Genomic DNA, 16,635 nt, shown 5'->3' with positions numbered 1-16,635 from the left:
AAATAAGAAGACTCATTACAGAAGGGGACGATTACACATGAATGAAACCATTCAACATTTACTCAACCACCGGTCAATCCGGAAATTCAAACAACATCAATTAGACGAAGAGACGATTGAAACACTCATAAAAGCCGCACAAGCTGCCTCGACATCCTCTTATCAGCAAGCCTATGCGATCATCGGTGTCGAAGACGAAGGATTGAAACGACAATTAGTCGACGTTGCAAGTGGTCAACGATATGTGGCAGAAAACAGTTACTTCTTCGTCTTTTGTATGGATTACCACAAACATACGTTAGCGGCAGAACTAGCAGGAGGCGACGTGAGCCGGACGATCGAGACGACGGAAGCGCTTGTCGTAGGGGCTGTCGATGCGGGACTTGCCGCTCAAAATTTAGTCGTAGCTGCCGAGTCGCTCGGCTACGGAACGGTCTACATCGGTTCACTACGAAATGATGCTCGTCGTGTCAGCGAACTCTTACAACTTCCAGATCACGTCGTACCATTATTCGGAGTCGCGGTCGGTCTTCCGGATCAACAACCGGGTAAAAAACCCCGCCTTCCGATGGATGCGGTCTTCCACCGGAATACGTATACTGATGACGATACGATGCGTGAGTTACTGACAGGATACGAAGAGTCAACGTCATCGTATTACGGAGAACGGACCGGTGGTCAACGGACAGAAGGGTGGGTCAAACAGATGGCTGCCTCGATGCACGAACCGAAACGGACGTATCTCCGCGAGTTCTTGAAAGAGAAACAGATCGCAAAAGATTGATACGGAGGTATCTGAATGGCAGAACATCAACCACACCGCTCTCGCTTGGAGCGACGACGTATGCAGTTAGAAGAGCAAGCTAGACAAGAAGAAGAGCAGGCTAGGCAAGAAGAAGCTTTTTCGAAAGCGTACGCGCCGGACGAATCATTTTCTCAACAATCCTTTGAGAAGCAGCAAGAACCGGCTACGTATCATCGATATGTCGAAGAGCAACCGCGAGATCGAAAAAGTACATCGCGTCGTTCCGGGAGCGGCATGCTTAAACAGGTCGCACAGATGATCGGGGGTGCCGGATCACGGTTGTTTGCTAATCGGGAACGCTCGAGACGCCCGAGGAAGGCGGGGCGATCAGAGCAATCGGTACAGCAGAATCCTGACGTCTCTTCACGCGAAGCTCATCCTAAAAAAATCAAGAAAAAACGTCGTTTTAAACGAAAGCTTCTTGGACTATTTTTATTGTTGCTCATCGCATTCGTTCTTTTTGCTTCACAACCATTCACGTTCTTATTGATCGGTAGTGATGCACGACCTGGAGAGTCGTTGCGTGGATCACGTTCAGACTCCCTGTCGGTCATGCAATTCATTCCACTTTCTCGAACGATTCAACTGACGTCGATTCCTCGAGATACGTATACACCGATTTCCTGTGAGAATGGAAAGAAGGATAAAATCACACATGCCTTTGCCTTCGGTGGAGAAGAATGTACGCAAGATGCTGTTTCGGGTCTACTCGATGAAGAGATCGATGGAAAGATCGTCATCTCCTTCGATAGTTTCATCGGATTAGTGGATCAAATCGGCGGAATCGACCTTGTCTCGACAGGAACATTCTCCGAGCAGGATGCGAGTGGGAAAGCAAATCAGTATTCATTCCAAAAAGGGAAGGAATATCATATGGATGGCGCGATGGCACTTGCCTATTCGAGACATCGAAAAACGGATAATGACGGAGCGCGCGCGAATCGTCAGTCGGAAGTCATCCAAGCCGTCGCGACACACTTGATGAAGCCGACTGGATGGTCGAAAATTCCAGCAGCGCACTCGTATATGAAAGAAGAGATGAACCTTGATTTAAGTGTCCGCGAGATGGCGACGGCAGGGTTATCGATTGCCTTGATGTCAGAACGAAAACATTATGAAATCGAAGCCGTCAGCCAACGACTGAACGGGATTTTCTATGACTTACCGAATGAGAAGGCACTGCAAGAACTACGTGATCAGCTCGATACGACGTTTTATGGCACATTGAAGAACTAATGGGGAGGGGTTTCCTTCCGTTCATTGCGGGTATAAATTGATGTACGTTGCTCCTTTGGTGGATTGTTTTAGGTTATCTCTGAAATCGACGATTTTTGGACATGACATCATGACATTCCACGAAGGTGACTAACTTATCGAGGAGGGACCCCCCATATGAAAGTACTAGTCGTAGGTGCATCCGGTACGATTGGAGCGCGCGTCGTCAAATCGCTTGCCAAGGGTCATCAGGTCACGGTCATCGTTCGTCATGAACATCTGGTGGAACGATTCGAAAAACTCGGTGTCAAGGCGCATTACGTCGATATCGAAACAGAACTCGAAAAAGTCATTGAGCACGGAGTCGCAGGGCAGGATGCAGTCATTTGTGCGGCGACCGCAGGAGTAGACGGCGAAGCAACTGAAATAGAACTGCTGGATCGAACAGTCGCTTTGAAAACAATTGATGCAGCTAAAAAAGCGCGAGTACGTCATTTCGTGCTACTGAGCGCTTATGGTGCAGATCGACCTGAGCAATTCAAGAAAGATGTCTATCCGTTCTACGCTGCTAAGAATGCAGCAGAGGAACAGATTGAACATAGTGGTTTGACGTATACGATCATTTGTCCGGTTGCCATCACAACAGGTGAAGGGCGTGGCTTGATTGAAGCCGATGAAGATTTGAAGGACACGAAGGACGCGACGATTTCGGAAACGGATGTCGCATCGATCCTCGTTGCTTCTGTCGATAATCGATCGGTATTCAATCGACGTCTAGAAGTCAAGGAAGGGAAGACTTCCTTGAATGAGGCCTTAGGGGGAGCGGAAGCTGTCGGTAGCGTTAAAGATAACCGTCAAGTCAAAAAACAATTACCACGTTTTAACTAACTGTTTGTCTCGTTAAAACGTGAATTCTCTAAAATGAAGCGAACTCATTTCCGCGTATAAGACGGAAGAGTTCGCTTTTTTGTTGATAAAAGTAGATAGTCGAAAAGAGGAAGTCTGCTACACTGAACAAAGAAGGAGGGGGTTAGATGTGAAAAAACCGTTGATCTATCTGATCCTAGCGATTGCTATTATCGGCATTGCCTATCAAGGTTATCAAACATATGATGCAAAACAAAAAAAAGTGGAGCAACAACAAAAACAAGTATCACAAGGTGGTCTCGAAGTAGGGATGAAAGCCCCGAACCTATCCTTACATCAAGAAGGAAAAACCATCGATCTAGACGAAATCAATCATGATGTCTTTGTCATTAATTTTTGGGCAACGTGGTGTCCACCTTGTAAACAAGAGATTCCAGAACTAAATGCCTTTGCACGACATACAGATGTACCCGTTTACGGGATCAATGTCACGACATCAGAACGACGTGTTTCGGATGTTGCCGATTTTCTGAAGCAGACACCTGTTGAATATCCTGTGTTGTATGATCGAAAGGGAACGTCAGAAGATGCTTATCGTCTCGTAGCAATGCCAGCGACTTATGTATTAGACCGGAAAGGAAAGATTCTTTCGAAGCACATCGGTCCTGTAACGGAACAGGTGTTAAAAGAGATGGTGAAACGAACAGGAGGATGACAATGGAACTCCTATGCCACAACTGCTCCTTTCAACAAACATTCCAACTCGGTCAACTAGATGGTTGGCCGACATTTCCTGCTGTCTTGACGCAAGGGGTCGAAGCGTTCATGACAGGTCTCCCGCTTTGGTTCGTTCCGTCGATGCATGAACCGATTTTACAGCGAACGTATGTAGACGACTGGAATCGATTTCGATTAATTCAGCACTATCAGCTTTATCAGGAGGAATTAGCGGATGGTTGGGTACCGTATCAATTGGATTTATACCACTGTCCGACTTGTCACCGATTTTCGAATCGGTTTTGGTGTGCCCTATTTTTACAACTAGATGTCGTTCAACCACTTTACGAATGCCCACATGATCAGACGATACTAGAGCGAATCGAAATATCCGATATCGATCACTTTTCCTGCCCATCGTGTCATGGTCACTCCCTATATGTGCGTAGATAAAGCGAAAAAGCCATTCATTTCATGAAAGACTGATGAGAGAAACTCCTTCTCTATAGTCAATTCATGGTACTGAATGGCTTTTTATCGATCATCAACCCATTTGCCGAAACGAAAATGTTTGAAAGGAAGAGGGTGATGAATTACTGACATCTAACGTATAGGTTGTACCGTCAAAAATAATCGTATCGCCTAACCTTGCTTCAGGTGGTAAATAACGTCGTGGAATGAAACTTGAACCATTTTCCCATAGCAGGACAGCATATTTGCCGTCAAGTCGCTCCAGCGTACCACGTTTGATCATATTAACTCCTCCCACAAATTACATCGAAGTCATCCCTTGGTCGATCAGGAACGTACTCTCTCTCTATCATTCTTTGTAATTTTTAATCTTATGTTTGGTATATTCCCAGTTCATTTCATCTTTACACATGATTCTTTAAAAAAACGTGATTCCAAGCCGTTTTCGTCTTAAATCTGACGTATTTAACAGGAAATAAAGGAGATACTGGTAAGAAAAAAAGACCCGATAGGACATATCGGATCTTTAATATGAAATAGACTCAAGAAGCGAGAGATTGTTTTGTTTCGATTTTCGTTGGACGAAGAAATGCGAGTAAAAACGTAAACAATGGTGAAAGGAGTAAAAAGAATGCGAACGGGATGTATTCAGTTACCGGGACACCAAGAGTAGAAGCAAAGAATGCTCCAGAAACTCCCCACGGAATGAGTGGGTTGACGAGTGTTCCTCCATCTTCGAGTGAACGAGAAAGGAAACGCGGATCAATCTGACGCTCTTCAAAGATTTTCTTGAATGCTTGACCCGGAAGCAAGATGGACAAGTATTGCTCTCCAGCCATGAAGTTAACACCGATCGATGATAAGGCAACCGATGAAATGATGCTGCCATCGCGCTTCAATCGGGAAACCGTTCGTTCAATGACGACATCGATGACACCGATACCACGCAAGACGCCACCGAAAGCGAGCGCGAGCATGACGAGTGAAACGGACCACATCATCGATTGCAATCCACCTTTACTAATGATGGATGTAACCGTCTCACTAGAAGATTCTAGTTTTAATCCGTTCTGAATGACTGCCATCCAGTTCGAGATATTCCAGTTTCCTTGTACAAGACCTGTTAACAACAATCCACTTAAAACACCAGCAACAAGTGTTGGGATGACGGGCATCTTACGTAATGCTAACACCATGACGAGCAACGGTGAAAGCAACGTCCAAGGTGACAAGTCGAACAAACGAGCTAACTCCTGCTGTGTCGTTTGAACAACGGATGAATCAACATTTCCACTACTACGTCCGAAAATGAAGAATAAGATGAATGTGATCGTGATAGCGGGAATCGTCGTTCCCATCATGAAACGAATATGATCGAACACAGACACATTGACGATTCCGGGCGCGAAATTCGTCGTATCTGATAAAGGTGACATCTTATCTCCGAAACAAGCTCCACTGATGATGGCGCCTGCTGCAAGTGCAGGATTGACGCCCAGTGCGATTGCGATACCCATCAAGGCAACACCGACCGTACCGATCGTTGTAAACGAACTACCTGTAAAGGTCGAGACGACCATCGCAATCAGAAGAGCGCTCGGTGCGAACCAAGTCGCTGAAAGGGTCGATAACCCGAAATGGAGAAGGGTCGGCACTGCGCCACTCATCATCCAGACCGCGATTGTCATACCAACGAGCAACATGATCAAGATCGGTTTAATCGCTTCACGAATACCTTGAATCATATGGTGTTCGACGTCCTCGAACTTAAAACCGCGGTAAACGGCATATCCTGAGACGAAAATAAGACTAGACAAGATGGCAAGATGCGGTTCGGCTTTAGCACCGAATAACGCGGACAATAAGATGATGATACTGATTCCTAGGATAGCTGCGGATTCACGGAATGACATGCGCATGCTTCCACCTCCTTATATGAATATGAGAGTATGATAACGCTCTGTTGCTAACACGCTTTTATGCACAAAAGCATTGAACAAACGTAATACTAACGAATATTATGGAGGACGTCAACCATAAGAGTGTCGATAAAAAATATAAAAAAATAGAAATGTGACGATTTTTTGTCGTAAACGCTTTCTTTTTTTGTTCAAATCTTGCACAATAAGAAGTATCAAATGACATTTTTGTGAACGATGAGGAGGATACATATGTTTACATTGATTTTTGTAGTAGTCGTCGCGATCATGGGTGCAGGCGTATTTGGGATTGATCATCTCGTAGCGCAACGTGCGGAAAAGCGTTAAGTAGATGCGTGTAAAAGAAGCGTTGAAGGGACTGTCTTATAGAAGACAATCGCTTCAACGCTTCTTTTTTTGTATAAAAACTAATAAAAATTCAATTGACAGTATAAATATACATATGTTTAAATCGATATAACATTCTTTGAAGGGGAGCGTACTGATATGAAATGTACCATCATCGGAGCAACAGGATACACCGGAATTGAACTGATTCGCCTACTAGAATCACATCCTTCATTTGAGATCATATGCTTGATGAGTGACTCGATGGCGGGGGAATCCATGCATGACGTATTCCCATTTATGAATAAAAAAACATATTCCTCGTTATCTTCCTTTTCGGTGGATCATTTGATGGAAACCGATACGGACATGGTGTTCTTAGCGACACCGAGTGGGATTTCAAAGCATTACTTAGAACAACTTCAAAACTGGTCCGGTTACGTCATTGATTTAAGTGGCGATTTGAGACTTCCAGCTGAAGCATATGCAATGTGGTATGACAAGGAACCCATTGATGCCCAGTTGCAACAAAGAGCAACTTATGGATTACCAGAATGGAATCGTCAAGCTGTTACTGCGAGCAAATGGATTGCGAATCCAGGCTGTTACGCGACAGCAGTTTTGCTTGGACTAACACCATTCTTAAAAGAGAAAAAAATCGATCCATCTCAAATCATCATTCAGGCTTCTTCTGGTCTGACGGGAGCAGGGAAAACGTTGACGGCACAAACGCATCATGTCCATTCAAGCGAAAACGTTCGCTTGTATAAAGTGAATCAGCATCAGCACATCCCGGAAATTGAGCAGGCGCTTTTCGAATGGACCGGATCATCGCATCCGATTACGTTCTCGACCCAACTACTACCGATCAATCGAGGCATCATGGCGATTATGACGGTTCAGCCGTTGATCGATTTATCGGAAACGGAGTGGCGATCTTGGTTGACGGACCAGTATGCAACGGAACCATTCGTCCGAATCCAACAGGCTGATCCGGAAATCAAATCCGTCGTCGGGAGTAATCACTGTGATTTGACCGTTTATAAGGATGATCGGACAGGGCGAGTGACCATCGTTTCAGTCATCGATAACATGCAAAAAGGAGCTGCCGGACAAGCCGTTCAAAATGCCAACATTCTAGCTGGTTTTGATGAGACATCCGGTTTAACGCAACAGCCGATCTACATTTAATCAAGAGAAAAAGAAAGAGGAGGAACGCCTGTGTGGCAAGTACAAGTAAAGACCCCATTGACGATCACGACACCGAAGGGATTTCAAGCATCGGGAATACATGTGGGTCTGAAACGAAAGCGGAAGGATTTAGGTCTGATCTGGTGTGAAGTAGGAGCAAGCGCTGCAGCTGTCTATACGACGAATCAGGTGCAAGCAGCACCAATCACCGTGACGAAACAAGCGATTCAGGCGTCACAAGGTCGTATTCATGCCGTCCTCGTTAACAGCGGGAACGCGAATGCGTGTACAGGGGAACTAGGGTTATCCCATGCGTATATGTCGCAACAAGCGATGGCGAAAAGTTTAAATGTTGCTCCAGAACAAGTCGCGATTGCTTCAACAGGGATCATCGGTCAACCGTTAGCCATTGATACGTTACTGGCAGGTATTCCACAGCTGATGCCTACAAATGACAAGGATGCCGCGGATGATTTTGCTCATGCGATCCTGACGACCGATACTGGTACGAAAACAGCTGGTCAACAATACATGCAAGGGGATGTCCAAATTTCAGTATGTGGCGTGGCGAAAGGATCAGGGATGATTCATCCGAACATGGCGACGATGCTTGGTTTCTTGACGACCGATGCAACGATTGAACCGGATGTCTTACAGACGGTGTTGCGTCGGACGATTCATCGGACGTTCAACTGCATTACCGTAGATGGAGACAGTTCGACAAATGACATGGTCATGATTTTAGCGAGCGGAGCTGCAGGGGGCGCAACGATCGTTGAAGGCACGGACGAAGCGTTGGCATTCGAACAGGCGATCGAAACGGTTTGCCAAGATTTAGCGAAACAGATTGCGCGGGACGGGGAAGGCGCGACGAAGTTGATTGAGGTGACGGTAGCGGGAACACAAACCGATGAAGTAGCACGAATGATCGCCAAACAAGTCGTCGGATCGTCTCTCGTCAAAACAGCCATCTTTGGGGAAGATGCGAACTGGGGACGAATCATCGCTGCTGTCGGAAGTATTAAGGAGCCACTCGATGTATCAAACGTTGACATCAAAATTGGTTCGCAGTGGGTGTTGCAACAGAGCATGCCTGTCTTATTCGATGAAGCAGTTGCATCGCAGGAACTGGCAAAGCAGGATGTCCATATTCATATCGATTTGCATGATGGAGTAGGACAAGGACACGCTTACGGCTGTGACCTGACGTACGATTACGTCAAAATCAATGCGAGTTACCGGACATGACGAAACGAAAAGTCATCAAACTAGGTGGTAGTGTGTGGGAGCAACTGGATGCGCGGTATTTCGAGGAATGGAAAGCGTGGGTCGAAACCGGTAACGAATTATTGATCGTCCATGGAGGTGGTCCTCTTCTATCGAGTTACTGTGAACAAGAGGGAATCAAACCCGTGTTTCGAAACGGTGTCCGTGTAACGACGGATGGTGTCTTACTCGGGGCGCGACGAATCTTAGCAGGGGAAGTCCAATCCGGTATCGTCCAGCAGTTGAATCAAGCGGGGATTCCTGCCGTCGGGATGAGCGGGTTAGACGGCGCAAGCGTCCATGGTAAAACGATCAAAGGACTCGGGGCAGTCGGTCAGATCACGCACATTCATCCACGATTATTCACGGTGTTGAGTACGAATGGTTATGTGCCTGTCGTCACATCCCTTGTCACAGGGGAACAAGGTGTATTGAACAGTAACGGGGACGCGTGTGCGATTGCTGTCGCGAAGGCTTGGTCTGTCGACCGATTTGAATTGTTGACGGATGTTGAGGGTGTAAAAGTAAACGGTGACTATCAATCAGAAATCACGTCTGCAGCCATCGAAGCTGCGATAGCGTCGGGAGAAATCTACGGGGGAATGATTCCGAAGGTCGAAGCGATGATGCAGGCCACTCAGCATGGTATTCCAGAGGTCGTCATTCGGTCTGGGAAAAATGCGTTAGCTGCAGGGACACGAATCAAGGAGGAATTACATGAGTGCACTACTACCCACTTATCAACGTACTGATGTGGAATTGGTCAAAGGACAAGGGTCGATCGTAGAAGATGCGACAGGCAAGACGTATCTGGATTTCATCATGGGAATCGCTGTATGCAACACAGGACACCGTCATCCTTATATTCAGCAACGGCTAGAGGAACAATTGAATCAAATTTGGCATACGTCGAATCTGTTTCAAATCGCGGCACAAGAGCGGGTCGCCGAGCGACTGACGGAAAACAGTCATCTCAGTCATGCCTTCTTTTGTAACAGTGGTGCGGAAGCAAACGAGGCGGCGTACAAACTCGTTCGAAAATGGACAGGGAAAACGGAAGTCGTCACGTTTAAACAATCTTTCCACGGACGGACATTTGCGATGATGGGCGCAACAGGACAGGAGAAAATCAAAGCGGGATACGGGGAGATGGTGAATGGCTTCAAACATCTATCGTTTAACGAGATGGAGAGCTTATCAGCGATTACGGAGCAAACAGCTGCCGTATGGCTCGAAATCATTCAAGGAGAGGGCGGAGTCGTCGTCGCCGACGATGCGTGGCTCGAAGCGTTGATGAAGAAGGCGCAACAATACGATGTCAAAATCATCGTCGACGAAGTACAGACTGGCATCGGTCGGACGGGCTCTCGTTTTGCGTTTGAGCAGACACCACTCGTACCGGATATCATCACTCTTGCGAAAGGACTTGGGAGTGGACTCGCGGTCGGTGCGCTACTCGCGACGGCAGAAGCGGCAGAAGTATTTACACCTGGATCGCATGGTTCGACCTTTGGTGGAAATCCACTCGCGATGACAGCTGCGGAAGCCACACTTGACCTTTTGTTAAATGACACTGTCATGGCAGAAGTTCAAAGAAAAGGCGAATTTTTGAGACAGCAATTAGAGCAAAAGCTACCTAAATCCATCGTTCGCTCTGTTCGCGGACGTGGCTTGATGATTGGTATCGAGTGTGTGATGCCTGTTGCACCGCTGATTGACGCTTTGCGTGAGAATGGTCTTCTCGTCGTCTCGGCTGGTCCTCATGTCATTCGCTTGTTGCCATCATTATTCGTGACAGAACAGGAACTCATGCACGCCATCGAAAAAATACAACTTGTTTGTCAACAGGAGGTCATCGTATGAAACAATCCGGAAAATTAACGCTTGCGAACGGAACGACGTTTACCGGTTCGTGGCAAGGAACAGCTCCAGTCAAAGGAGAGGTCGTCTTTTTTACAGGAATGACAGGATATCAGGAAGTCTTGACGGATCCATCTTATCAAGGACAAATTCTTGTCTTCACATACCCGTTGATCGGTCAATACGGTATTCAAGCGGAAGCGTCAGAAAGCAACCAGATTCAAGTCGCTGGTGTCATCGTCCAAACTTTGGCTGAGGACGGGGAAGGAACATCGCTCGCGAGTTGGTTGGGTGAAGCAAATGTGCCGATTTTGTCGGGAGTCGATACGCGTTCTCTTGTGCATCTATTACGGACGGAAGGCGATCAATTCGGTGACATGATGCAAGTAGATATGACTGTCGCTGCGTCAATCGACACAGCATACATCGCTTCCGTATCAACGACTTCAAACATCGAATACGTACCGGAAGTCGAACAGGGGCACATCGTCTGTATCGATTACGGTGTGAAACAATCGATGATCGATGCTTTGCTTGAACGCCATATGCGTGTAACGGTCGTGCCATATGATACGACACCGGAACGGATTCAAGCGCTGGCTCCAAATGGTCTACTGTTTTCCAACGGACCTGGTGATCCAACACAATTAGACCCGTTCCTTTCAGGAATCCGTGAACTGGCGACGAGCTATCCGACACTTGGTATTTGTATGGGACATCAGGTTCTCGCTCATGCCTTCGGCTGTACCTTATTAAAACAACATCACGGACACCGAGGAGCGAATCATCCTGTACGTCATCTAGCATCCGGACAAGTGTTCATGACGTCTCAAAATCATGGTTATGCCGTTGATGTAAAAAGTATCGAAGCGTCTGAGATGGAACTTGCGTACGAACACATCAATGATGGATCCGTTGAAGGATTGATTCATCCGGTACTACCGATCATGACAGTCCAATTTCACCCAGAAGCGAGTCCAGGACCGACAGAGGCGATGGTCGTCTTCGATCAATTCGTAAATAGCGTATTACATCAGGAGGTAGCATATGTGGGATAAACAGAAAGTACTCGTCATCGGTTCGGGTCCGATCGTCATCGGGCAAGCAGCAGAATTTGATTATTCCGGCACACAAGCCTGTCAGGCGCTTCGAGAAGCGGGATGCGAGGTCATCTTAATGAATTCGAATCCGGCTACTATCATGACGGATCCGAGCACGGCAGATCATGTCTATATTGAGGCGATGACTCTTGAAAAAGCAACAGCCATCATCGAACAAGATCGACCATCCCATCTCCTAGCGACGGTCGGCGGTCAAACGGCACTCAATCTTGCGATGTCACTCGAAGAAGCAGGCGTACTTGAACAATACGGTGTCGAACTTCTAGGGACTTCGCTTGAGACGATCCGAGACGGAGAAGATCGTGAACGATTCAAGCAAAAGATGATCGAACTCGCGCAACCGCTCCCGGAAAGTCAAACGATCGAATCGTTAGCAGAGCTTGAGGAATTCATGGCAGTACACGGGGTACCACTCGTCATCCGACCAGCCTTTACGCTCGGTGGAACGGGCGGCGGAATCGCAGTAACGAAGGACGAGGCACGTCTGTTGGCGCAGAACGGTCTACAAGCAAGTCCGATTTCACAGTGTTTGGTTGAAGTGAGTATCGCTGGCTATAAAGAAGTCGAATATGAAGTCATGCGTGATAGCGCAGATACGACGATCATCGTCTGTAACATGGAAAACATCGATCCTGTCGGTGTCCACACTGGAGACTCGGTCGTCTTTGCACCGATTCAGTCGATTTCGGATCGAATGAATCAACAATTGCGTACGGAAGCGCGTAAAATCGTATCGCATCTCGGTGTCATCGGTGGATGCAACATTCAATTCGCAATCCATCCGACGGAAGAACGCTATTTCGTCATTGAAGTCAATCCGCGTGTCAGTCGTTCTTCGGCACTTGCTTCCAAGGCGACGGGATATCCGATCGCAAAATTAGCGACACGTCTTGCGCTCGGTGAGCGACTCGACGATTGCATCAATCCTGTCACGAAAGAAACGATGGCAAGTTTTGAACCGACGATGGATTATATTACGGCAAAAGTGCCGTGTTTCCCGTTCGATCTATTTACTGGCAGTAACCGGACGCTTGGAACACAAATGAAGGCGACGGGTGAGAGCATGGCGATGGGGAAGACGTTAGAAGAAGCGTTACAAAAGGCGTGGCGCGGTGCAGGAGTCGAGCAATCGCCTCTTTATCCGACATGGATGAAAACAGCGGAATCGGATGCGTTGTGGAAGGAAGTGATGGCGCCGACGGATCGTCGCTTGCTTGCGATGCTCGCGCTACTCGATCGCAAGGAGACGACCGTCGAATCACTCGTCGAACAGACGAAAGTACAAGCTTTATTCGTCAAAGTACTTCAACGCCTTGTCGATCAGCAACAAAACATCGATGTATCGAATGAAAGTTCTCTAAAGCAAACCAAAATGATGGGCTTCACGGACGAACAAATTGCGCTTCTGACAGGTGTTAGTGCTGTAGAGATCGAGCACTTACGTAAAGAAAAAGGCATCCTCCCTGTCTATCATATGATTGATACATGTGCAGGAGAGTTCAAGAGTGCGACACCTTATTTCTACGGAAACTGGAGTGGTCAAACGGAAGTCACAGCATCGACGAAAAAGAAAGTTGCTGTCATCGGTGCGGGACCCATTCGAATCGGTCAAGGAATCGAATTTGATTATTGCTCCGTTCACGCGGTACGTGCATTGCAAGCATCCGGTTATGAAACGATCATGATTAACAATAACCCAGAGACCGTCTCGACCGACTTCGAAGTCGCAGATCGCCTGTATGTCGAGCCGTTGACACTTGAAGACGTCATGCATGTGCTAGAAGCAGAGGATTGCCAAGACGTCCTAGTCCAGTTCGGAGGACAAACGGGAATTGCGCTGGCGTCTGGTTTGGAGAACGCCGGTTATCATCTTCTCGGAACGACGGCAGATGTCATTGACCAAATGGAAGACCGTGAGCGGTTCTATCAATTTTTAGATGATATCGGTATCGATCGTATTCCAGGACAAGAAGTGGCGACGCATGAACAAATGACAGAAGTTGCAACAACGATCGGTTATCCGGTTATGATTCGTCCTTCCTATGTCATCGGAGGTAAGGGAATGCATATCATCCACGATCAAGAGCAATTAGAGACGATCGTGTCTGAATTGGCATTCCCTGTCCTCGTGGATGCCTACCTCCAAGGAAAGGAAATCGAAGTCGACTGTATTACGGACGGCACAACGACGTACGTTCCGATTTTGATGGAGCAATTGGAACGGGCAGGGGTTCACTCTGGAGATTCAACGATGATTCTGCCACCTGTATCGCTCAGCGCTACCGTTCAGAGCGAAATCGAGCGATTTGCACAGATGATCGGGCAACGAATGGATTATAAAGGAGCGTACAATATCCAATTCGTCTTGCATGACGATCAAGTCTACGTGCTAGAAATCAATCCACGTGCCTCCCGCACGTTACCAATCGTCGCTAAAGTAACCGGTCAACCGATCTTGCAGTGGGCAGTCCAAGCAGCGGTCGGTCAAGCGGTCGCACTACCAACGGAACAGACACAACTGGATTTCCATGCCGTCAAGACCCCTGTTTTTTCAACGTTGAAACTACAAGGCGTCGATCCGAAAACAGGTCCCGTCATGCGTTCGACAGGTGAAACGCTGCAATGGACGACAGACGGACTGGCGCTGGAACGTTTCATTTTCGACGAGACGACAAAACGACATTTGACGACGAGAGACATCATCGTTGCTGGAGCAGATACAGAGGCTTTCAGAACGGGTGTAGCATTAGATGAAACGATTGACTGGGCACAATGTGCGATTTTCTATTCGCACGTGACAGAAGAAAAAGCGAGTCGCGAAGCAGCGCTTGCTGCCGGGGTACAAGTCCTGACAGAACCTGAATTAGCGCATTATCATCTACAAGCGATAGAAAAGTCCCCTTATGCTGTGAAGCCACTTCATACATGGACAGAGCCGATCAAGGAGGAAGTAAAATGAAGACGATGCAACAACTAAAGCATTTCTTGACGATGACGGAACTGACGCCGGAAGCACTGACGGAGCTATTGGCACTCGCGAAAGACATCAAGCATCAGCCGAGTGTCTACCAAAACGCATTAAGCCATAAAAAAGTGGCCTTATTGTTTGAAAAGGCATCGACGCGAACACGTCTATCGTTTGAGGTGGGTGTCGTCGAACTCGGTGGACATCCGATCGTGCTAAGTGGAGCAGATATGCAAATCGGGCGGGGGGAGCCGCTCTCAGATACGATTCAAGTCATGAGCCGTTACGTCGATGCCCTGATGATTCGGACGTTCGGTCATGAGATCGTCGACACACTTGCGGCACACGGTACGATTCCAATCATCAATGGATTGACGGATCTACACCATCCGTGCCAAGTCCTTGCTGACTTGCTGATAATCGAAGAGACATTTGGAACACGATCTGGAAAGATTTTGACATATATCGGGGACGGAAATAACATGGCCCATTCGCTGATGATTGGTGGAGCGCTCAGTGGAATGGAAGTTCGCATCTGTGCGCCGGAGGCGTATGCTCCTGATCCACAAATCGTTCATGAGGCACAAGTCATTGCGAAGGAAACGGGTGGAAACATCATCGTCATGACGGATCCTGAGGAAGCAGCGAGTGGTGCAGACGTCGTATATACGGATGTCTTCGCGAGTATGGGACAAGAAGAAGAAGCGACGATGCGTCTGCAAGCATTTGAAGGATATCAGGTTAATGCCAATATCATGAATCAAGCAAATGATGAAGCTATTTTCTTGCATTGCCTTCCGGCGCATCGCGGGGAGGAAGTCACGGCGGACGTCATCGATGGCAAGCAATCGGTCATCTTCGATCAAGCTGAGAATCGCCTCCACGCACAAAAAGCGTTGCTCGTCACATTACTTGGATAACCCTAAAAGACTCGGTCACCAATTTGGCGACCGAGTCTTTTAGTTGAGCGAAGTTAATCATAATGGCGTCGGGCTAATCGTTCTTCTTGTTCTTTTTTGACTTGTCGCTTATTTTTTTCATGCAGACGTTTCATAAAAGGAGTCGTTTGCCAAGATGGAGCCCAGTCGGATTCTTTTCCGGCACGGAGGGCAAGAATATAATCATAGCTCTGATGAAGTCGTTCGATCATCTCTGTTCGGATATCACAAATGTGACCGTGTCCGGGAATCAAGAGTTTGACTTCATATTCATAAATGAACGACTCGAGTAACTCGAGCGTCGTCAAATACTCAGAGGAATCGTGTTCGATCAAGGGGATTTCAACGTCTGAAGCGTAATCGCCGCAGACTAACAAGTGAAGTGGCATGACGATGAAGGAAAGATGAGTCGCTTCATGACCGGGCGTCAAAAAGAAGATTAACTTCGTTTGTCCGATCGTTAAAATCGTCTCAGACTCATGGATGACATGTGTCACGTCTGGGAAAAGGACGGGAGAATCGATATAGAATTCATCATTAAAATCTTGTACGGCTTGGAGCGCTTCTTGTCGGTCGACATCGATGAACGGTTTAGAAGCGATGACGATGGCATCCGTAAAGGCATAGGCTCCTAAAATATGATCGAAATGGGCATGCGTATAGACGACGTATAATGGTCGTTCGCGACGCACGATTTCGACGTCTCGACGAATCGTTGCAATCTCATCGGGAAGCCAGCCAGGGTCGACGACGATCAGACAATCAGGCGTCTCGATTAATGTCGAAGTCGTTTTCATGAGTGTACTTTGATAGATCGTCACGCCGGGCATTTTCATCTGAATCATACGAATCCTCCTTTACGAATCTCTATCTATATCGTTGTATACCCATAAATTCGTTGGAATCATCAGCAGAATCAATAAAAAAGACGACTCGCACGTCGCGAGTCGCC

Annotated in this window: 15 protein-coding genes; 12 read left to right on the top strand and 3 right to left on the bottom strand. The window is 47.2% G+C overall.

Annotated features, from left to right (window positions below; translation table 11 throughout):
* Positions 1-37: 37 nt before the first annotated feature.
* From nfsA to EXG77_RS13260, 5 genes are all read left to right on the top strand, one after another.
* Positions 38-784 carry an oxygen-insensitive NADPH nitroreductase gene (gene nfsA, locus EXG77_RS13280; protein WP_023467208.1) on the top strand — a complete coding sequence of 249 codons (747 nt, stop codon included), beginning with the start codon at positions 38-40 and terminating at the stop codon, positions 782-784.
* A gap of 15 nt (positions 785-799) precedes the next feature.
* Positions 800-2,041, top strand: a complete 1,242-nt coding sequence (locus EXG77_RS13275; RefSeq protein ID WP_035398826.1) for an LCP family protein — start codon at positions 800-802, stop codon at positions 2,039-2,041.
* A gap of 156 nt (positions 2,042-2,197) precedes the next feature.
* A complete protein-coding gene (locus EXG77_RS13270; protein ID WP_023467211.1) occupies positions 2,198-2,908 on the top strand; it encodes an NAD(P)H-binding protein in 711 nt (236 codons plus the stop codon).
* Between the two features lie 148 nt (positions 2,909-3,056).
* A complete protein-coding gene (locus EXG77_RS13265) occupies positions 3,057-3,602 on the top strand; it encodes a TlpA disulfide reductase family protein (RefSeq protein ID WP_035398824.1) in 546 nt (181 codons plus the stop codon).
* A gap of 2 nt (positions 3,603-3,604) precedes the next feature.
* Positions 3,605-4,057, top strand: coding sequence for a hypothetical protein (locus EXG77_RS13260; RefSeq protein ID WP_023467213.1), 453 nt, complete (start codon positions 3,605-3,607; stop codon positions 4,055-4,057).
* 91 nt (positions 4,058-4,148) lie between these two features.
* Here the strand turns inward: EXG77_RS13260 and EXG77_RS13255 are convergent, their stop codons facing one another.
* A complete protein-coding gene (locus EXG77_RS13255) occupies positions 4,149-4,358 on the bottom strand; it encodes a DUF3006 domain-containing protein (RefSeq protein ID WP_023467214.1) in 210 nt (69 codons plus the stop codon).
* A 259-nt stretch (positions 4,359-4,617) separates the two neighbouring features.
* Positions 4,618-5,994 carry a Na+/H+ antiporter NhaC gene (gene nhaC, locus EXG77_RS13250; protein WP_023467215.1) on the bottom strand — a complete coding sequence of 459 codons (1,377 nt, stop codon included), beginning with the start codon at positions 5,992-5,994 and terminating at the stop codon, positions 4,618-4,620.
* A gap of 507 nt (positions 5,995-6,501) precedes the next feature.
* Here nhaC and argC point away from each other — a divergent pair.
* Genes argC through argF form a run of 7 tightly spaced genes read left to right on the top strand, consistent with a single transcriptional unit; the run spans position 6,502 to position 15,665 of the window.
* Positions 6,502-7,533: an N-acetyl-gamma-glutamyl-phosphate reductase gene (gene argC / locus EXG77_RS13245; protein WP_023467217.1), complete on the top strand. Its 1,032-nt coding sequence runs from the start codon at positions 6,502-6,504 to the stop codon at positions 7,531-7,533.
* Positions 7,534-7,563: 30 nt separating this feature from the next.
* The gene (argJ, locus tag EXG77_RS13240; protein ID WP_035398822.1) at positions 7,564-8,781 is read left to right on the top strand and encodes a bifunctional glutamate N-acetyltransferase/amino-acid acetyltransferase ArgJ; all 1,218 of its coding nucleotides are present in this window, start codon (positions 7,564-7,566) and stop codon (positions 8,779-8,781) included.
* Positions 8,778-9,551, top strand: a complete 774-nt coding sequence (gene argB / locus EXG77_RS13235; RefSeq protein ID WP_023467220.1) for an acetylglutamate kinase — start codon at positions 8,778-8,780, stop codon at positions 9,549-9,551. The genes argJ and argB overlap by 4 nt, the downstream gene beginning before the upstream one ends.
* Entirely contained in the window at positions 9,517-10,662 is a 1,146-nt protein-coding gene (locus tag EXG77_RS13230) for an acetylornithine transaminase (protein ID WP_035398820.1), read from the top strand. The genes argB and EXG77_RS13230 overlap by 35 nt, the downstream gene beginning before the upstream one ends.
* Positions 10,659-11,717, top strand: a complete 1,059-nt coding sequence (locus EXG77_RS13225) for a carbamoyl phosphate synthase small subunit (RefSeq protein WP_035398818.1) — start codon at positions 10,659-10,661, stop codon at positions 11,715-11,717. Before EXG77_RS13230 ends, EXG77_RS13225 begins: the two co-directional genes overlap by 4 nt.
* Positions 11,707-14,739 carry a carbamoyl-phosphate synthase (glutamine-hydrolyzing) large subunit gene (carB, locus tag EXG77_RS13220; protein WP_035398817.1) on the top strand — a complete coding sequence of 1,011 codons (3,033 nt, stop codon included), beginning with the start codon at positions 11,707-11,709 and terminating at the stop codon, positions 14,737-14,739. The genes EXG77_RS13225 and carB overlap by 11 nt, the downstream gene beginning before the upstream one ends.
* The gene (argF, locus tag EXG77_RS13215) at positions 14,736-15,665 is read left to right on the top strand and encodes an ornithine carbamoyltransferase (RefSeq protein ID WP_035398816.1); all 930 of its coding nucleotides are present in this window, start codon (positions 14,736-14,738) and stop codon (positions 15,663-15,665) included. The genes carB and argF overlap by 4 nt, the downstream gene beginning before the upstream one ends.
* A 53-nt stretch (positions 15,666-15,718) precedes the next feature.
* On the opposite strand, the gene EXG77_RS13210 is transcribed toward argF, so the two are convergent.
* The gene (locus tag EXG77_RS13210; protein WP_023467227.1) at positions 15,719-16,528 is read right to left on the bottom strand and encodes an MBL fold metallo-hydrolase; all 810 of its coding nucleotides are present in this window, start codon (positions 16,526-16,528) and stop codon (positions 15,719-15,721) included.
* Positions 16,529-16,635: the final 107 nt, after the last annotated feature.

The sequence above is a fragment of the Exiguobacterium sp. OS-77 genome, from assembly GCF_000414195.2.
GTDB lineage: Bacteria > Bacillota > Bacilli > Exiguobacteriales > Exiguobacteriaceae > Exiguobacterium_A > Exiguobacterium_A indicum.
Note: the sequence above shows the minus strand (reverse complement) of the source record. Positions and strands in the feature narration are given on the sequence as shown.

Bases quoted from the DNA above. Each gene is read 5' to 3' on its own strand.
- EXG77_RS13255 (WP_023467214.1), bottom strand. From the start codon at position 4,358: ATGATCAAACGTGGTACGCTGGAGCGACTTGACGGCAAATATGCTGTC.
- argF (WP_035398816.1), top strand. From the start codon at position 14,736: ATGAAGACGATGCAACAACTAAAGCATTTCTTGACGATGACGGAACTG.
- EXG77_RS13210 (WP_023467227.1), bottom strand. From the start codon at position 16,528: ATGATTCAGATGAAAATGCCCGGCGTGACGATCTATCAAAGTACACTC.
- EXG77_RS13225 (WP_035398818.1), top strand. From the start codon at position 10,659: ATGAAACAATCCGGAAAATTAACGCTTGCGAACGGAACGACGTTTACC.
- argC (WP_023467217.1), top strand. From the start codon at position 6,502: ATGAAATGTACCATCATCGGAGCAACAGGATACACCGGAATTGAACTG.
- nfsA (WP_023467208.1), top strand. From the start codon at position 38: ATGAATGAAACCATTCAACATTTACTCAACCACCGGTCAATCCGGAAA.
- argB (WP_023467220.1), top strand. From the start codon at position 8,778: ATGACGAAACGAAAAGTCATCAAACTAGGTGGTAGTGTGTGGGAGCAA.
- EXG77_RS13230 (WP_035398820.1), top strand. From the start codon at position 9,517: ATGAGTGCACTACTACCCACTTATCAACGTACTGATGTGGAATTGGTC.
- EXG77_RS13260 (WP_023467213.1), top strand. From the start codon at position 3,605: ATGGAACTCCTATGCCACAACTGCTCCTTTCAACAAACATTCCAACTC.
- EXG77_RS13270 (WP_023467211.1), top strand. From the start codon at position 2,198: ATGAAAGTACTAGTCGTAGGTGCATCCGGTACGATTGGAGCGCGCGTC.
- carB (WP_035398817.1), top strand. From the start codon at position 11,707: ATGTGGGATAAACAGAAAGTACTCGTCATCGGTTCGGGTCCGATCGTC.
- nhaC (WP_023467215.1), bottom strand. From the start codon at position 5,994: ATGCGCATGTCATTCCGTGAATCCGCAGCTATCCTAGGAATCAGTATC.
- EXG77_RS13275 (WP_035398826.1), top strand. From the start codon at position 800: ATGGCAGAACATCAACCACACCGCTCTCGCTTGGAGCGACGACGTATG.